This is a genomic window from Mycobacterium sp. AT1 (genome assembly GCF_002043095.1).
Classification (GTDB): Bacteria; Actinomycetota; Actinomycetes; order Mycobacteriales; family Mycobacteriaceae; genus Mycobacterium.
Map to the genome: position 1 here is coordinate 36,351 of NZ_MVOC01000060.1, position 16,724 is coordinate 53,074.

Annotated in this window: 18 protein-coding genes; 11 read left to right on the forward strand and 7 right to left on the reverse strand. The window is 68.0% G+C overall.

Annotation, left to right across the window (positions count from 1 at the left end; translation table 11 throughout):
• The first annotated feature begins 25 nt into the window (after positions 1–25).
• The 4 genes from B1790_RS26705 to B1790_RS26720 are packed head-to-tail and all read left to right on the forward strand — an operon-like array spanning position 26 to position 5,899.
• Positions 26–760: an enoyl-CoA hydratase gene (locus tag B1790_RS26705; RefSeq protein WP_079926311.1), complete on the forward strand. Its 735-nt coding sequence runs from the start codon at positions 26–28 to the stop codon at positions 758–760.
• Positions 761–1,867, forward strand: coding sequence for an MBL fold metallo-hydrolase (locus B1790_RS26710; RefSeq protein WP_079926312.1), 1,107 nt, complete (start codon positions 761–763; stop codon positions 1,865–1,867).
• A 17-nt stretch (positions 1,868–1,884) separates the two neighbouring features.
• Positions 1,885–3,498 carry a serine hydrolase gene (locus B1790_RS26715; protein WP_079926313.1) on the forward strand — a complete coding sequence of 538 codons (1,614 nt, stop codon included), beginning with the start codon at positions 1,885–1,887 and terminating at the stop codon, positions 3,496–3,498.
• A 28-nt stretch (positions 3,499–3,526) separates the two neighbouring features.
• Positions 3,527–5,899, forward strand: coding sequence for a cation-translocating P-type ATPase (locus tag B1790_RS26720; protein ID WP_079926314.1), 2,373 nt, complete (start codon positions 3,527–3,529; stop codon positions 5,897–5,899).
• On the opposite strand, the gene B1790_RS26725 is transcribed toward B1790_RS26720, so the two are convergent.
• The gene (locus B1790_RS26725) at positions 5,896–6,348 is read right to left on the reverse strand and encodes a MarR family winged helix-turn-helix transcriptional regulator (protein WP_079926315.1); all 453 of its coding nucleotides are present in this window, start codon (positions 6,346–6,348) and stop codon (positions 5,896–5,898) included. The genes B1790_RS26720 and B1790_RS26725 overlap by 4 nt on opposite strands.
• 61 nt (positions 6,349–6,409) lie before the next feature.
• Here B1790_RS26725 and B1790_RS26730 point away from each other — a divergent pair, with 61 nt between their 5' ends.
• Genes B1790_RS26730 through B1790_RS26740 form a run of 3 tightly spaced genes read left to right on the forward strand, consistent with a single transcriptional unit; the run spans position 6,410 to position 7,543 of the window.
• Positions 6,410–6,778, forward strand: a complete 369-nt coding sequence (locus B1790_RS26730) for a VOC family protein (protein WP_079926332.1) — start codon at positions 6,410–6,412, stop codon at positions 6,776–6,778.
• 51 nt (positions 6,779–6,829) lie between these two features.
• Positions 6,830–7,099 (forward strand): antitoxin, encoded by a 270-nt coding sequence (locus B1790_RS26735; RefSeq protein WP_079926316.1) that lies wholly within the window; start codon positions 6,830–6,832, stop codon positions 7,097–7,099.
• A 3-nt stretch (positions 7,100–7,102) separates the two neighbouring features.
• Positions 7,103–7,543: an SRPBCC family protein gene (locus B1790_RS26740; protein ID WP_079926317.1), complete on the forward strand. Its 441-nt coding sequence runs from the start codon at positions 7,103–7,105 to the stop codon at positions 7,541–7,543.
• Here the strand turns inward: B1790_RS26740 and B1790_RS26745 are convergent.
• Positions 7,524–9,236, reverse strand: coding sequence for a TrkA family potassium uptake protein (locus tag B1790_RS26745; protein WP_079926318.1), 1,713 nt, complete (start codon positions 9,234–9,236; stop codon positions 7,524–7,526). The two genes, B1790_RS26740 and B1790_RS26745, sit on opposite strands and share 20 nt — an antisense overlap.
• A gap of 42 nt (positions 9,237–9,278) precedes the next feature.
• Here B1790_RS26745 and B1790_RS26750 point away from each other — a divergent pair, with 42 nt between their 5' ends.
• The gene (locus tag B1790_RS26750; RefSeq protein ID WP_079926319.1) at positions 9,279–10,013 is read left to right on the forward strand and encodes a 3-keto-5-aminohexanoate cleavage protein; all 735 of its coding nucleotides are present in this window, start codon (positions 9,279–9,281) and stop codon (positions 10,011–10,013) included.
• On the opposite strand, the gene B1790_RS26755 is transcribed toward B1790_RS26750, so the two are convergent.
• A complete protein-coding gene (locus B1790_RS26755) occupies positions 10,003–10,449 on the reverse strand; it encodes a cupin domain-containing protein (protein WP_079926320.1) in 447 nt (148 codons plus the stop codon). The genes B1790_RS26750 and B1790_RS26755 overlap by 11 nt on opposite strands.
• A 48-nt stretch (positions 10,450–10,497) precedes the next feature.
• Between B1790_RS26755 and B1790_RS26760 the strand changes: the two genes are divergently transcribed.
• Positions 10,498–10,932 carry a hypothetical protein gene (locus B1790_RS26760; protein ID WP_079926321.1) on the forward strand — a complete coding sequence of 145 codons (435 nt, stop codon included), beginning with the start codon at positions 10,498–10,500 and terminating at the stop codon, positions 10,930–10,932.
• Positions 10,929–11,513: a GNAT family N-acetyltransferase gene (locus B1790_RS26765; protein WP_079926333.1), complete on the forward strand. Its 585-nt coding sequence runs from the start codon at positions 10,929–10,931 to the stop codon at positions 11,511–11,513. The genes B1790_RS26760 and B1790_RS26765 overlap by 4 nt, the downstream gene beginning before the upstream one ends.
• Positions 11,514–11,553: 40 nt before the next feature.
• On the opposite strand, the gene B1790_RS26770 is transcribed toward B1790_RS26765, so the two are convergent.
• The 4 genes from B1790_RS26770 to B1790_RS26785 form a co-directional block, all read right to left on the reverse strand.
• The gene (locus tag B1790_RS26770) at positions 11,554–12,003 is read right to left on the reverse strand and encodes an Hsp20/alpha crystallin family protein (protein ID WP_079926322.1); all 450 of its coding nucleotides are present in this window, start codon (positions 12,001–12,003) and stop codon (positions 11,554–11,556) included.
• A 165-nt stretch (positions 12,004–12,168) separates the two neighbouring features.
• Positions 12,169–13,026, reverse strand: a complete 858-nt coding sequence (locus B1790_RS26775; protein WP_079926334.1) for a helix-turn-helix domain-containing protein — start codon at positions 13,024–13,026, stop codon at positions 12,169–12,171.
• A gap of 32 nt (positions 13,027–13,058) precedes the next feature.
• On the reverse strand, positions 13,059–14,576 hold the full coding sequence (locus tag B1790_RS26780) for a carotenoid oxygenase family protein (RefSeq protein WP_079926323.1): 1,518 nt from the start codon (positions 14,574–14,576) through the stop codon (positions 13,059–13,061).
• 24 nt (positions 14,577–14,600) lie between these two features.
• Positions 14,601–15,824 carry an acetyl-CoA acetyltransferase gene (locus B1790_RS26785; protein WP_079926324.1) on the reverse strand — a complete coding sequence of 408 codons (1,224 nt, stop codon included), beginning with the start codon at positions 15,822–15,824 and terminating at the stop codon, positions 14,601–14,603.
• Between the two features lie 196 nt (positions 15,825–16,020).
• On the opposite strand from B1790_RS26785, the gene B1790_RS26790 reads away from it, so the two are divergent.
• Entirely contained in the window at positions 16,021–16,701 is a 681-nt protein-coding gene (locus tag B1790_RS26790; protein ID WP_079926325.1) for a GAF and ANTAR domain-containing protein, read from the forward strand.
• Positions 16,702–16,724 lie beyond the last annotated feature (23 nt).

The following is a 16,724-nucleotide window of genomic DNA, read 5'->3' on the forward strand; positions in this document are numbered from 1 at the left end:
GCGGTCCGCTCGTTAGGCTGGTCCCATGATCGGAATGACCCGCGAGGGCAACGTACTGACATTGGAGATGCAGCGTCCCGAACGACGCAACGCCCTCAACGGCGAACTGCTCGACGCACTGCGAGAGGCGGTCGAGAAGGCCGCCGACCAAGGCGTCCGCGCGATCGTCCTCACCGGCCAGGGGCATGTCTTCAGTTCGGGGGCGGATCTGTCCGGCGGCCAAGGCGTCGCCGATGAGCTGCCCGACAAGGCGAGGGCACTGAACCTGGCCATCGACCAGGCGCCCCTTCCCGTCATCGGCGCGGTCAACGGGCCTGCCATCGGCGCCGGGGTGATCCTGTCGATGATCTGCGACCTGCGCGTCGTAACGCCCGAGGCGTACTTCCAGTTTCCCGTCGCGAAATACGGCATCGCGCTTGACAACTGGAGCATCCGCCGACTGACTTCCCTCGTCGGAGCCGGGCGGGCCCGCGGCATGCTGCTGGCCGCCGAACGGCTCACTTCCGACGCGGCCCTGCTGACCGGCATGGCCAATCGCTCGGGCACCCTGGCGGACGCCCAGGCGTGGGCACAGGAGATCGCCGGGTTCGCACCGCTGGCGCTGCAACACGCCAAGCGCGTGCTCAACGACGACGGCGCCTACGAGGACGCGTGGCCCGCGCACAAGGAACTCTTCGACCGAGCGTGGTCCAGTGCGGACATCATCGAGGCGCAGGTCGCGCGTATCGAGAAGCGGCCCGCGAACTTCACGGGGGCCTAGATGATTCGGGAGGCGGTGCGATTCATCGGCGGCACGGCCGCGCTCATCGGCGGGGGCTGGGTGTTGCGGGCGGTGCAGGGCGCCCCCGAGGCGCTCGGCGCGTCGCCGGTGGAGATCGACACGGTCGCCCGACGGTCGCCGCACTACCGCGACGGCGTCTTCGTCAACATGGAGCCCGCCTCCGAGGCCAGCCTCACCCGGCAGGAGCAGTTCATCCTGGCCAGGGACGTCATCGGCGGCGGCTCGGGGCAGCATCCCGCGACGCCGGTCCCGCTCGTCACCCCCGATCCGAGCCTGACCGCGGCGGAGCTCGCCGCCACCTGGTACGGCCATTCGTCGGCGTTGATCGAGGTCGACGGGTACCGCATCCTGGCCGACCCGGTGTGGAGCGACCGGTGCTCGCCGTCGCGCGCCGTCGGCCCGCAGCGGTTGCACCCGGTGCCCGCCGCCCTCGAGGCGCTGCCCGCGGTCGACGCCGTGATCATCAGCCACGACCACTACGACCACCTCGACGTCGACACCATCAAGCAGCTCGCGCTGACCCAGCGGGCGAAGTTCTACGTGCCGCTCGGCATCGGCGCACACCTGCGGGCGTGGCACATCCCGAAGGACCGGATCGTCGAATTGGACTGGAACGAGAGCGCTCACGTCGGCGAACTCGAACTGGTCTGCACGCCCGCGCGGCACTTCTCCGGGCGTTTCCTCACGCGCAACGTCACGCTGTGGTCGTCGTGGGCGATCGTCGGTCCGCGGCACCGAGCCTTCTTCGGCGGCGACACCGGCTACACGAAGAGCTTCGCCGACATCGGCGCCGACTACGGCCCCTTCGACCTGACCCTGATGCCGATCGGCGCGTACCACCCCGGCTGGCCAGACATCCACATGAACCCGGAGGACGCCGTCCGCGCACACCGCGACGTGTCCGACGCCGGCTTGCTGCTGCCGATCCACTGGGCGACGTTCCGGCTGGCTCCCCACCCGTGGTCAGAACCCGTCGAGCGGCTCCTGAGCGCCGCCGAGGGCGACGGCGTCCGAGTGGTGACGCCCAAGCCCGGTCTGCGCGTCGAACCGGCCACGGCCGAATTGGACCCATGGTGGCGGGCCTGACCGGATAGCGTGCTGGTGTGCAGCGCTCACCGGTCTTCCGCCTGGTCACCCTCCTCGCCCTGACGGCCGCGCTCGGTGGCTGCGCGAAGCCGGCGCCGCAGGCCGGCCCCTCGAGTGCGCCGCCGCCCGCGGCGGCCAATCCGTCGACGGGCCCGGTACCACCCCCCTTGGTGCCGGCGATGCCGCTGCCCGACGACGCGGTCGACAAGGCGGTCGCGAAGCTCGACGGCATCGCCGACGAGCTGATGAAGAAGTCGGGCATCCCCGGCATGTCGGTCGCCGTCGTTCACGGCGGAAAAGTCGCCTACGCCAAAGGTTTCGGCATCAAGGACGTCCGCAAGGGAGACGATCCGGCGAACCAGGTCGATCCGGACACGGTGTTCCAGCTGGCGTCGCTGTCCAAGCCGCTGGGGTCGACCGTCGTCGCCCACCAGGTGAGCGAGGGTGCCGTCGACTGGAACACTCCCGTCGTCGAGAAGCTGCCGTGGTTCGCCCTCGCCGATCCGACGGTCACCAAGCTGGTGACCGTCGGCGACATGTACTCCCACCGCTCCGGGCTGCCCGACCACGCCGGAGACCTGCTGGAGGACCTCGGCTACGACCGGCGCTACATCCTCGACCATCTGCGCCAGCTGCCGCTCGGTCCCTTCCGTACCTCCTACGCCTACACCAACTTTGGGTTGACCGCCGGCGCCGAGGCCGTGGCCACCAGCGCGGGCAAGACGTGGGAGGACCTCAGCCAGGAGGTGCTGTACGGACCGCTGGGCATGACATCGACGAGCTCGCAGTTCAGCGAATACGAGGCCAGGCCCGACCGGGCCATCGGGCACATCCACGTCGACGGGGCGTTCGAGCCGCTCTACGTCCGCGACGCACAGGCCGAGTCCCCGGCGGGTGGGGTCAGTTCGACGGCGAACGACATGGCCAAGTGGCTGACGATGGTGCTGGCCAACGGCATCGTCGACGGCAAGACGATCGTCGATCCGAAGCAGTTGCTGGCCGCCGTCACGCCGCAGATCGTGGCCAGCCCGCCGTCCGAACCAGCTGCCCGACCCGGCTTCTACGGTTACGGTTTCAACGTCGGGACGACCGCGGCGGCCCGCACTCAATTCAGCCACTCCGGCGCGTTCGAACTCGGAGCGGGCACCAACTTCGTGGTCATCCCGTCGGCGGACGTGGCCATCGTCGCGTTGACCAACGCCACGCCGTCGGGTGTGCCGGAGACGCTCACCGCGGAGTTCGCCGACTTGGTTCAGTTCGGCGAGGTGCGCCAGGATTGGCGGGCGCTGTACGGCCAGGCCTTTGCCGCGATGGAACAGCCCGAGGGATCACTGGCCGGGCAGAAGCCGCCCGCGGCACCGGCGCCTGCGCCGCCGACTCCGACGATCGTCGGCACGTACGGCAACGCGTACTGGGGACCGGCGACCGTCACCGATGCCGACGGCAAGCTCACCCTCGCGCTCGGTCCGCGCGAGAAGCTGGAGCTGACTCACTGGGACGGCAACGTCTTCACCTTCGTGCCGCAGGGGGAGAACGCGCCACCCGGGTCGATCTCCAAGGCGACCTTCTACGGCGACAAGCTGAATCTCGAGTACTACGACGAAGAGAAGATGGGCACCTTCACGCGATGAGCGCTTGCGCGAAGAGAATTCGTCGCCGATGAGTGCGGTTGGGCTCTCCGATGCCGAGGTGGCGCAACGCGTCGCCGACGGTAAGGCCAACGACGTTCCGGCCAGGGCGGCGCGCAGTGTCAAGGAGATCGTCCGGGCCAACGTGTTCACCAGGATCAACGCGATTCTCGGTGTGCTACTGGTCATCGTGCTGTCGACGGGATCGGTGATCAACGGCCTGTTCGGCATCCTGATCGTCGCGAACAGCGCGATCGGCATCATTCAGGAGTTGCGCGCCAAGCGGACCCTGGACGAGCTGGCCATCGTCGGTCAGGCAAAACCGTTGGTGCGCAGGCAGTCCGGGACGGGTCCCCGCGCACCCGGTGAGGTGGTGCTCGACGACGTCATCGAGATCGGGCCCGGTGACCAGATCGTGGTCGACGGCGAGGTGCTCGAGGAGTCGAATCTGGAAGTCGACGAGTCGCTGCTGACCGGTGAAGCCGATCCGATGGCCAAGGACGCCGGCGACGAGGTCAAGTCGGGCAGCTTCGTCGTCGCGGGCAGCGGGGCGTATCGCGCGACGAAGGTGGGCCGCGAGGCGTACGCCGCCAAGCTCGCGGAGGAAGCCAGCAAGTTCACCCTGGTGAAGTCCGAATTGCGCAGTGGCATCGACAAGATCCTCCAGTTCATCACCTACCTTCTGGTTCCCGCCGGCCTCCTGACCATCTACACCCAGCTGTTCACCACCGACGCCGGGTGGCGAGAGTCGGTGCTGCGCATGGTCGGTGCGTTGGTGCCGATGGTGCCCGAGGGCCTGGTGCTGATGACGTCGATCGCCTTTGCGGTGGGGGTGGTGCGGCTGGGCCGACGGCAATGCCTCGTGCAGGAGCTGCCCGCCATAGAGGGCCTCGCCAGGGTGGACGTGGTGTGCGCCGACAAGACGGGGACGCTGACCGAGAACGGCATGCGGTTGGCCGATCTCAGGACCTTCGGCCAGGACGACTGCGCGGACCCGTTGGCGTCCCTGGCCGCCGACGACGACCGTCCCAACGCCAGCATGCGGGCCATCGCGGAGGCCTACGACCAGCCGCCCGGGTGGACCGCCACCGCGAGTGCGCCGTTCAAGTCGGCGACCAAGTGGAGCGGAACGTCCTATGAGGACCACGGCAATTGGGTGATCGGCGCACCCGACGTGCTGCTCGACCCGTCGTCGCCCGACGCCGACGAAGCCGAGCGGATCGGGGCGCGGGGTCTGCGGGTGCTGCTCCTTGGTTCGTCGGACCGGGCGGTCGACGCGCCGGACGCACCAGGCGTCGTCACGCCGGTGGCGTTGGTGGTCCTCGAGCAGCGGGTGCGTCCCGATGCCCATGACACCCTCGATTACTTTGCCGCCCAAGGGGTCACGGTCAAGGTGATCTCGGGTGACAACGCCGTGTCGGTCGGCGCGGTGGCGGATGGCCTCGGCCTGCATGGTGAGACGCTCGACGCCAGACGCCTTCCGGAGGAACCCGAGGCGTTGGCGGACACCGTCGCCGAGTACACCACGTTCGGCAGGGTGCGACCCGACCAGAAGCGGGCGATGGTGCACGCCTTGCAATCCCGCGGTCACACCGTCGCGATGACCGGCGACGGGGTCAACGACGTACTGGCGCTCAAGGACGCCGACATCGGTGTCGCCATGGGCTCGGGAAGCTCCGCCTCCCGCGCGGTGGCCCAAATCGTGTTGCTCGACGACAAGTTCGCCACGCTGCCGTACGTCGTCGGCGAGGGCAGGCGCGTGATCGGCAACATCGAGCGCGTCTCGAATCTGTTCCTGACCAAGACGGTGTACTCGGTGCTGCTGGCCATCTTGGTGGGCATGGCGGGCCTGTCTGCCAAGGTGTTCGGCACCGACCCGCTGTTGTTCCCGTTCCAACCGATCCACGTGACGATCGCCGCCTGGTTCACCATCGGCATCCCCGCGTTCGTGCTGTCGCTGGCCCCCAACCGCGAGCGCGCGCATACGGGGTTCGTCCGGCGCGTGATGACCTCCGCGTTGCCAAGCGGGCTCGTCATCGGGATCGGGACGTTCGCCAGCTACCTGCTTGCCTACGAAGGACGGGCGTCGACGGTGGTGGAGCAGACGCAGGCGTCGACGGCGGCGTTGATCACGCTGTTGGTGGGCGCGCTGTGGGTTCTTGCGGTGGTGGCCCGTCCGTACGAGTGGTGGCGGATCGGGCTGGTAGCCGTCTCGGCGCTGGCGTACGTGGTGATCTTCGCTCTACCGCTGACGAGGAAGGCGTTCATGCTGGACCCGTCGAACGTCGCGGCGACCACGACCGCGCTGTGCATCGGGCTGGCGGCCGCCGTGCTGGTCGAGATCTCCTGGTGGGTGCAGGGACGCATTCTCGGCGAACCCCGACGACTGTGGCGATCGGCCTAGCTCGAGGGACCGGTGTCGCGCAGGGAGTGGATCATCTTGCGCAGGATCCGAGACGCGGCCGCCTGCTCGCCGTCGGTCATGTCGGCCAGCATCCTCAGTTCGACGGAGCGGACCGCTGCGGTCGCGGTCTCCAGGCTCCGTCGGCCGCGGGCGGTGAGCCGGGTGGGAAGGGCCTTCCCGACCGGTGCCTCCGCCGGCCTGGTGACGTAGCCCTGCCGTTCCAGGGTCTGGAGTAGGACGTTCATCGACTGCCGTGTCACGAACGCGCCGCGGGCGAGCTCGGAGTTCGACAGGCCGGGTCGCTGGGCCAGCAGCTCGAGGCAGGCGTAGTGCGTCACGCTCATCTCCAGCGGCCGCAGCACCTCCTCCATGGCCGCGCGCAGAACGCTCGACGCCTCCTTCAGCAGATAGCCCAGCGACGTCGGCAGGTCGACTCCGTCTTGACTCATGTCAGTATTCTGACATAGGTTCAAACGTGTCAGATAACTGACACGAATGGAAGGAATCCCCATGCCCGTCACCGGCCCCGACTTCATCTCGCTCCAAACCCGCGACCGCGCCGCCTCGCAGGCGTTCTACGAGCAGTACCTCGGCCTCGTCCGATCCCCGGCCGGACCTCCGCACGCCGTCGTCTTCGACACCAAGCCGATCGCGTTCGCGCTGCGCGACGTCGTTCCCGGCACCGACCTCACCTCCGTCGCCCAGCCAGGAATCGGAGCCGCCATCTGGCTGCACGCCACCGACGTCCAGGCCATTCACGACGCGCTCGTCGCCGACGGTCACGCGATCGTCTCCGCGCCTGTCGACGGCCCATTCGGTAGGACGTTCACCTTCGCCGACCCCGACGGATACCAGGTGACCCTCCACGATCGCGCCTGATCGGCCGACCTACTCCGCCGCCTCCGCGGCAAGCCCGATTAGGGTGGTGTCATGGGATTTCTTGACAAGCTGAAGGACCTCGCGTCGAAGAACGCCGACAAGGTCGACGTCGCCATCGAGAAGGCCGGCGACCTCGTCGACAAGAAGACGCAGGGCAAGTACGCAGGGCAGGTCGACAAGGTGCAGGAGGCCGCGAAGAAGGCGGCCAGGGACAACGCCGGACGACCGCCCGCCGGGCAGCAACCTCCGGCCACGCCGCCGGCCCCGCAGCCGCCGACCACGCCTCCCGCCACCCCGGCCGGACCTCCTCCCACCTCGTAAGACATGGCGAAACTCTCGGTCTCCGTCGACGTACCCCTGCCACCGGAGAAGGCCTGGGAGGCCGCCTCGGATCTGACGCGGTACAGGGAGTGGCTGACGATTCACCGGGTGTGGCGCAGCACGCTGCCCGACACCCTGGAGAAGGGCACCAAGCTGGCCTCGGTCGTCGAGGTCAAGGGAATGATGAACCTGGTCCGGTGGACCATCGTCAGCTACAAGCCGCCGCACTCGCTGACACTCGACGGTGACGGCAAGGGCGGGGTCAAGGTCAAGCTGATCGGCAGGGTCAAGCCCGCCGACGAGGAGGCGGTCAACTCCACCGTCACCTTCGACGTCCACCTGGGTGGGCCTGCGTTGTTCGGCCCGATCGGGATGATCGTCGCCAGTTCGCTGAAGGGCGACATCCGCGAATCGCTGGACAAGTTCAAGACCGTCTTCGCGTAACCGTCTCCGCTGTATCGGCCTGCCCCTCGTGCAACGCCTCCAGGAGTTCGCGGTGTGGGCCGACGAGATATGCGGTGTCACCGGCGCGCAAACGGGTCTCGCGGCGGGGATGGAGTTGGACGTCCCCCGGGCGGTGCATGATCGCGATCACCCGGGTTTGGGTGGACATGTCCGCCATCCGCAGCCCGTCGAGCTTGCTGCCCGGCTCCACCTCGACGCCGCCAACCATGAAGGACTGCTGTCCCACCGAGAACGTGCCAAGTACCTCCAATCCCATCGCGGTGCCGATGAACCACGGCGCCGCGAGCTCGACCGTCGACCGCACGTTTTCGAAGCCAAAGCGCTGGGCGACCGCCTTTCCCAGCGTCCGGTCGTAGACCCGCAGCACGACGGGAACGCCCGGCTGGTCGGCCGATCTCAGCCACCGCTGGCCGAGCCGTTCGCGAAGCACGATGCCCGTCTCGATGTTCACCATGTCGTCCTGCGTGAGCACCGCCACCGCCACGGCGTCGTCGATGCGGGCGGCGTCGAGTGTCTCCGGCAGCGTGGCGTCGCCGAAGATCACCGGTACGTCGAGCTGTGCCGCCGAGGCGAGGTAGCGGTTGTCACGGCTGCGTTCGACGGCCACGACGTCGTGTCCGGCGGCCTTCAGATCGGCCACCACCCGAATGCCGAACGATCCGAGCCCGACGACGACGATGTGATCGGTCAGATCACGCACCTTGCGGCGACCGGCGTTCTGCCCCATGCGCCGGGACAGCAGCAGATCGGCGACGAAGGCCATCAACACGGCGGTTGTCGTGACACCGGCGAACATCAACGCGATGCCGAACAACCGCAACCAGGTCGGCTGGTCGACGAAGCTGAAGTCGCCGTAGCCGACGGTGGCAATGGTCTCGGTCGAGAAGTACAGCGCATCGACGAAGCTCATGCCGGGCCGGTGGTAGGCGAAGCGCAGCAGCACCGTTGCCCCGAGCAGCAGGCTCATCGACACGGCAAGCGCCTTGAAGAAGTTCGGATTCACGTCCTCGCGAAAGGCGCGTATCGCGTCGGCCACCGGCTTCACCGGCGACCGTCTCGGGTGCGCGGCTGCCGTCCGAGACGAAGTCACGGCGATGCCTTGGGCGGCAAGCTCCCCAGCCGTGCCGATCATCGCCGTCCAGTCCCCGGCCGCGACGCTCTCGTCGCGGCCCGGGCACGGCACCACCGTGCCAGGATCCGGTGACCGGTCACCCCGCAGCACGGCGACCGGAGCCAGATCGCCGAAGATCTCCCGCAGCGTGGCCGCCCGTGGTGCCGTGGTGCCGGAGACGACGAATTCGATGCCTGCAACGGTGATCGAGTGCGTGGTACGCGACAGGCAGGCCTCGACGACCGACGGAGCTGCCACGTCGGCGACGTCGAGGATGGCCCCGGGGCCGTTCCCGATGGCAACGGCTTCCCGGAGCACGCCGTTGGCCAGACGGGCGACGACGCGCACGGTGGCGTTCAACTGTCTTGCCAGCACAGCGATTTCAAGGTTGAGCGCATCGTCGTCGTCGGCACAGATCAACGCGGCCGCAGCCGCGATGCCTGCCTCGCTCAGCTCGGCGGCGGATTCGACGACCACGATCTCGCGGCCGGCGCCGCGGAGCTGTTCGACGATCCGCAACCCCAGCGGATCGTCGCCGCAGACGATGATGTGCCCCTCCATGGACAGACGGTACTTCGGAAAGTCCGACGGTGAGAGGCGAAGATGGACTGCATGACCGCGGCGACGATCTACGTGAAGGCCTGTGTCAACGGTGCGCGCACCCCCGCCGAGCACCCCGCCCTGCCCGTCACCCCGGAGCAGTTGGCTGCGGCCGCGCTCTCGGCCCACCGGGCGGGTGCCAAGGCCGTGCACATGCACCCGAAGACGCCGGACGGCAAGGACTCACTCGACCCAGACGTCGTCGCCGCCGCGGTGAGCGCCGTCCGGGCCGCCGTGCCCGGCTTGCCGCTGGGGGTGACCACGGGGTTCTGGGCGCTGCCCGACCCCGATGCCCGCCGCCGGGCCGTGGAGGCTTGGACCGTGCTGCCCGACTTCGCGTCGCTCAACTGGGACGAACCCGGTTCGCCGGAGCTCGCGGAGGTGCTGCTCGGCAAGGGGATTGGCGTCGAAATCGGGCTGTTCAACCTGGAGGCGGCCGCGTCGTGGGCGGAGTCGACGCTGGTTCAGCACTGCATGCGGGTGATGGTCGAGCTTGACGGGCACGAGGGCGTCGCCGTCGCGGACGCGATGCTCGAAAGGGTCGCGTCCGCGAACTCGCCGGCGCCGGTACTGCTGCACGGCCTTGACGAAAGCTGCTGGCCGCTACTCGAACACGCGGGTGTCTGCGGTCTGCAGACCCGCATCGGCATGGAGGACACCCTGACGCTGCCCGACGGGTCCGTCACCCCCGACAACGCTGCGCTGGTGTCCGCGGCGGTCCAGCTGCTCAGTCGGTAGGCGCGCCGAGCGCGAAGTCGGCGAAGTCGAAACCCGGCACGACGACGCAGCTGACCAGTGCGGGTTCGGCGTCCCGTGGCACGGCGCGCTGCCAGTGTCCCGGTGGCACCACGAACTGTGGCTGCTCACCGGCGGTGACGTCGCTTCCGAGGAGATGCGTTGTGGCGCCGCGCTGTTCGGCGCCCACTTCGAGCAGCAGTGGGCTGCCGCGATGGTGGAACCACAGCTCGGCGCTGCGCACCGTGTGCCACGCCGACTGCTGTCCCGGCATCAGCAGGAACAGGATGGCGGTTCCGGCGCTTCGTGGGCCGGTGTACTCCGGCGGCAGCGCGGGTTGTCCCAAGGTCAGGTCGCTGCGCCAGGTCTCCCGGTACCACCCGCCCTCGGGGTGCGGCGCCAGGTCGAGATTCTCGGCCCACCCGGGGAGTTCGCTCATGCCGTCAGCCTACGTCGCGGCGGGTTGCCGACCCGATACGCTCGTCGCATGGCTCGCCTGCGCCCGGGATGGTTCGTCGTGTTCTGCTCGACGGTGCTGTTGGTCAGTGCGTGGCTGCCGTGGCTGGTCACCAGCGCCGACGGCGGCGGCAGAGCGAATGCCATCGGCGGAAAGTACGGTTCGATCGGTGTGCCACCGAACGGGTTCGGGGTCGGCCAGCTGATCGTCGTGCTGAGTTCGCTGCTGATCGTGGCTGCGGCAATGTCGGCCAGGAGTCTCCGTCCCAAGACAGCTTCGACTGCGGCCCTTGGCATTTCGGTGATCCTGGCAGTGCTGGTGCTGTGGTATTACCGGCTGTACGTCGGCAACCCGATCGCGGCGGGTTACGGCCTCTACGTCGGAGGCGGGGCCGTCGTGGCAGCCGCCGTGCTGTCGGTGTTCGCCATGGTGGCGGCGTGGGCCGGGATGGGACGCGCTCGATGACCGCCTTCGTCGAACCCGTGCACCTCACCGGGGATCGGTGGGTGAGCTTGGAGCCGCTGACCTCGGCGCACGCTCCGGAGATCGTCGCGGCCACGGCCGACGTCCGGCCGCTGTGGTTCACCAGTGCTCCGACGCCGGACACCGCCCAGGAGTGGATCGACGGCCGGCTGGCGGTGCAGCACCCCGACACGGGCCTGACGTTCGTGGTGCGCGCGCTGGGTGGCGAGCTGGTCGGATCGTCGAGCTACTGTCACGTCGACGCGCCCAACCGCCGGCTGGAGATCGGGTACACCTGGTACCGCCAGGACGTGCGACGGTCCGGGGTCAACACCGAATGCAAACTACTGATGCTGGGGCACGCCTTCGAGCAATTGGGTTGTGTCGCAGTCGAGTTCCGCACCCACTTCTTCAACTCGACCAGCCGCGCGGCCATCGAGCGATTGGGCGCCAAGCGCGACGGCATCCTCCGTAGCCATCAACTGCTGCCGGACGGGTCCCGGCGCGACACGGTGGTCTACTCGATCCTGGACGGCGAGTGGCCGTCGGTGCGCAACAACCTTCGGTTCCGGTTGGACCGGTGACGACGCCACGCGGGCGCCGTCACCGGTCCAACATAGGACGCTAACCGGCGTCGACGGTGTTCGCCTCGATGGACGTCTGCTTTCCGCCCTGGGCGATCTGCACCTTGCGCGGCTTCGCCCTTTCCGCAATGGGAATGGTCACGTTCAGCACGCCGTTCTCGTAGGTCGCGCTGATCGCGGAGGCGTCGACCCCATCACCAAGGGACAGCTGCCTGCGGTAGGTGCCGAAGAACCTCTCGTTGGTCAGCCACTGGACGGAGTCCTCGCTGCGAGCGGTCCGGTGCGCGGAAATCGTCAGCGTGCCGGCGTCGACGTCGATGTCCACCGATCCCGGGTCGACGCCCGGCAGATCGGCGGTCAGCAGATAGTGGTCGTCGACCTTGCAGAGGTCCATCGGCATGAACCGGGGACTGCGGTTCGACCCGGACTGGCCGTTGAGCAGACCGCGGGTCAACAGGTCGAGGTCACCGAACGGATCAAAACGAAGCACAGCAATCCACCTCCCTTGTCTACTCGATGCCCGCCACCTCGGCGGGCTGTCAATCACTGTGCGACTCCCAAATTAGCACTCGACGGGTGAGAGTGCCAAGAAGTTTCTGGAAGATTCTTGCGCTGACTTTTCACCAGTGTTGGACTGCGGCAACACCTTCGGACTTCAGTGCCGATCCTCCACGTCGGCGCCGCGCAGTGCCCCGGCGCACTGGTCGCAGCTGAGCACGGCCTCGAACGCGTCGCCGCACGACTGATGCCGCAGCAGGACGGCTGGCCCCTCGGGTGCGGCGAACCATCGTTGCGCCCACTGCAGGGCGGTGATCAGAATCGGAAACGCGGCCCGACCCTTCTCGGTGAGGGCGTAGCGCCCGCCGACGGCATCCAGAACGCCACCCGCTGTGAGGCTCTGCAGCCGGTCGGTCAGCGAGCCAGGGGGAGCGCCGAGCTGGCCGGCGAAGTCGTTGAACCGGGTGGTGCCGACGAACGCGGCGACCAGAAGGGCGAACGCCCAGCGGTTGCCGAGGATGGTCATGGTCTCCGGGAACAGTCCCGCCCGCCCGGCCGCCTCGGACGTCGCCCGGCGCCGCGTCGACTCGGCGGGCATCGACCGTTTCCACGATCCGCTCGGACCCCACTCAACGGTCAACTCCTTCTCCGTGACCACCTGGTCGCACGCCCGGCAGGTGACCTGCGGGGCGAACTCGGCGTCACAGCTGAGGTGGTGCATCGTGGGCAACCGCTCGGCGTGGTCGGGAACCCAGCGGCGTTCCCACTCCCAGATCGCCGTCAGCACCGGCCACAATGACCTGCCCTTTGGCGTCAGCACGTACTCGTACCGGGGTGGTCGTTGGTGATAGATGGTGCGCTCCAGCAGGCCGTCGGCCGTCAGTGCCGTCAGCCGCTTCGTGAGAACGGCGTGCGAAATCGGAAGGCGGGCAGCGAATTCGCCGTAGCGAGTCGCCCCGAGCAATGACTGTTGGACGAGTAGCAGCGTCCACTCGTCGCCGAGCACGCCCAGCATCCGCCCGACGGCGTTGACGCCTCCCGGCTCCACTACAGGCCGATCGCCTCTGCGGCGGTGTCGGTCTGTTGCCAGCGGCGCAGCTCGGCCCCCGCGGCCCACGTCGAGTGCGTTCCGCTCGAAACACGTTCCGGCAGAGCCAGTTTGCACACCGGCCCGTCGCCAACCCTGGCGGCGTCGAACACCAGGCAGTACGAGGCGTCGGCGTTCATGTCGGTGGTGATGGTGACGAGGTAACCGTCGTCCTCGCTGGTGCTTCCGACTCGGGGCGCCATCGCCGTCTCGCTGCCGTAGACCCCGTCGGCGAAGGCGTAGCGTTCCTCGGAGCCGGTCTGCAGGTCGTGCTTGACGAGGCCGTCGAACAGGAACCAGCCGGGCTTGCCCGTTGCGGCGTAGGCATAGCGGTACTTCCCGCCGGCGTACCCGGGGTTGATCATCCCGAACTCGGTGATGGAGTCCGACAACTGCTCTTCTCGCACCCCGCCGGTGACCAGGTTGAACCGCCAACGATGCAGCCGCGCCTGCATGCGGTCCAGCGCGAGGAAGCGGAAGGCGCGTTGCCACTTGTCGCCGAGCCCGTTGTCGCTCGGCTCCGGATCCCCTTGGTAGAACCCGTCTAGGACGATCTCGTCGCCGTCCTCGTAGGCATTGGTGAAGTGCAGGACGTAGGTCGGGTCGGCCTCGAACCACTGAATCTGCGAGGTCTGGCCGCGCCGGGGGATGACGGCGAACCGGGACGGCATGTCGCGGTGGAAGCGTGCGACGTGAGCGTTGCGCTCCAGGTACTCGGGTGACCAGAACAGCGGAAAGTCGTTGAGAATGGCGTAGTTCTCGGTGAACGCCATGTCGTGTGGCAGCCGCGGACCGGGGAGCGGCACGTCGACGTAGTGCACCAGTTCGTTGGCGGCGTCGACGACGCCGTAGTGCATGAACGGTTCCTGCTTGGAGTAGTTGAAGAACAAGAGCTCACCGGTCTTGTCGTCGGCCTTGGGGTGCGCGGACACGCCCCACTGGTGTGGAAACGCGCCGTTCCATTCCTGCTTGCCGAGGGTGGCACCGGTCAACGGGTCGACCCGGTACAGGTCGCCGCACTGGTAGAAGCTAGTCAGCGCGGTGCCGCGGTGCACGGTCACGTCGGTGCTCGACGCGTCCTTCATCAACGTCCTTGCGCCCCAGCCATAGTCGCGCTTGGCCAACCCGACCGGCTCGGCGATCCCTGGCCACAGGGCACCGCCCGCCTCCTCTTCCTCGGCGAAGCCGTCGGTGCGGACGAACCTGTTGCGGTAGAACGCCTTTCCGTCGCGAAAGCCGACGACGTGCATCATCCCGTCACCGTCGAAGGGGTGGTAGGCCTTCAGCGCGGGGTGCAGCGGGTTCTCGGTGTTGCGGAGGTAGACGCCGTCGAGGTCGCGCGGAAGCTCACCGTCGACGACGGTCAGGTCGTCGGCGTCCCACTCGGTCGACTGCGGTCGCCACGGACCGGTGCGATACGGATGGTCGTCGTCGTCGGGCAGCGTGGAGAGGAACTTGCCGACCACTTCTACGTTCATTGCGTTACTCCTTGACCGCTGAGGTTAGATTGCCGGCACGCCGGCGACGACGAAACTGACTGTGGTGGCGGTGCTTCCGCCGAAGTTGAGGGTGCCAAAGGTGGATGCGCCGTCGACCTGGTAGTCGCCCGCGGTGCCACTGACCTGTTTGGCGGCGTCGAGGAGCATGCGCACCCCCGACGCCCCGACCGGATGGCCGCCGCCGATGAGTCCGCCGCTGGGGTTGATCGGCAGCCGTCCGCCGATTTCGATTTCGCCGTTCTCGATGGCCTTCCAGGATTCCCCAGGCCCGGTTAGTCCGATGTGGTCGATGGCGAGGTATTCGCTGGGGGTGAAGCAGTCGTGCACCTCGATGCCGTCGAGATCGTCCAGGGTCACGTGCGCGCGGCCGAACGCGTCGAGCACGGCGTGACGGACGTGTGGCATGACGTAGGGGCCCTCGGCCGAGCGGTCGAGTTTCTGTTGCAGACCCAAGCCAACGGTGCGGTGCCCCCACCCGTCGATGCGCGCCAACGGCGTCACGTCGGGGTGGTCTCGCAAGAACCGGTCGGTGACGAGGACGACGCCGGAGCCGCCGTCGGTCATCTGGCTGCAGTCGAAACGACGAATCCGGCCCTCGACGACGGGGTTCGCGACGTCGTCGTCGGTCAGCGGGTTCGGCACCGTCCAGTCGCGGGTCTGCGCGTTCGGGTTGCGGCGGGCGTTGGCGAGGTTGATTGACGCAATGGCCCGGAGATGGACCTCGTCGACGCCGAAGCGGCGGTCGTACTCGTCGGCCACCTCGGAGAACGTCCAGGGCCACATGTACCGCGCGTCTTGCCCCTCTAATTCGGTCCAGGCGGCGGCGCCGAGGTACTGCGCGGCGGTGTCACCGGGCACGGTCTTCTCGAGCTCGACGCCGAGGACGAGGGCCGTCTCGTAGGCGCCGGAGCGCAGGTCCGCGATGGCGGCGAGCGCGGCGATGCTCCCGGACGCGCAGGCAGCCTCGTGGCGCGAGGACGGGGTGTCCCAGAGGCCGTCGACCACGGTGGCGGGCATGGCGCCGAGGTGGCCCTGAGCGGCGAACATCTCGCCGAACGCGTTGCCGACGTGGACGACGCCGACGTCGGCAGCGTCGATCTTGGCGGCGTGCAGCGTCGAGGTGACGACCTCGGCGGTCAGCCCGGCGAAGTCGACGCCCTCGCGGGTGAGATTGCGGGCGAAGTCGCTCTGGTAGCCCCCGAGGATCCACACGTTCGCATCGGCCATGCACCGGACGCTACTACAATTAGCAGAGTGACTCGGCGAATCGTTTAATCAAAACGGCCCCACCGGCTCTAGTCTGAACCGGTGAGACCTAGGTTTGATTGAGTGTCGACACTCAAGCACACCTGCCTGAGCGCATTTCCCGTGCTCGGCGGTCACAAACGTGCTTGGCGACGGAGATAACGTGCAAAATGCCATCATGAAGTTGCAGAACCACGACCTCGCCATGCGCATGGCGGAGTTGGCGCGGGTCACCGCGCTGCGGAAGGTCGACGACGTCCTCGCCGACGTCACCGCTACCGCCAAGGAACTGATCCCCGGCGTCGACTTCGCGGGCGTCCTACTCATCGGCAAGGCCGGCAGTTTCGAAACCCTCGCGCCGACCAGCGAGTTGATGTTCAAGCTCGACGAACTGCAGATGCGCCACAACGAAGGTCCTTGCGTCGAGGCGGCGCTGGACGAGATCGTGGTCCGCACCGACGACTTCCGCGACGAGCCCCGGTTCCCGAACTACGCCCCGGAGGTCGTGAAGCTCGGCGTTCTCAGCGCGTTGTCGTTCAAGCTGTACACCGCCGATCGCACGGCGGGCGCCCTCAACTTGTTCGGGCACGAGCCCAAGCTGTGGGACAGCGAGGCGGAGTCCATCGGCATGATCCTCGCGGCGCACGCGGCGGCGGCGATCCTCGCGAGCCGGGAGGGCGAGCAGCTGCAGTCGGCGCTGTCCACGCGCGACCGGATCGGGCAGGCCAAGGGCATCATCATGGAGCGGTTCAAGATCGACGACGTGCGGGCGTTCTCGATGCTCCGCCAGCTGTCACAGGACACCAACACCAAGCTGCTCGACGTCGCCCAACGTGTGATCGACACCCGCGGGGAGTAGCGGACTAGTTGTTCTTCATGGGC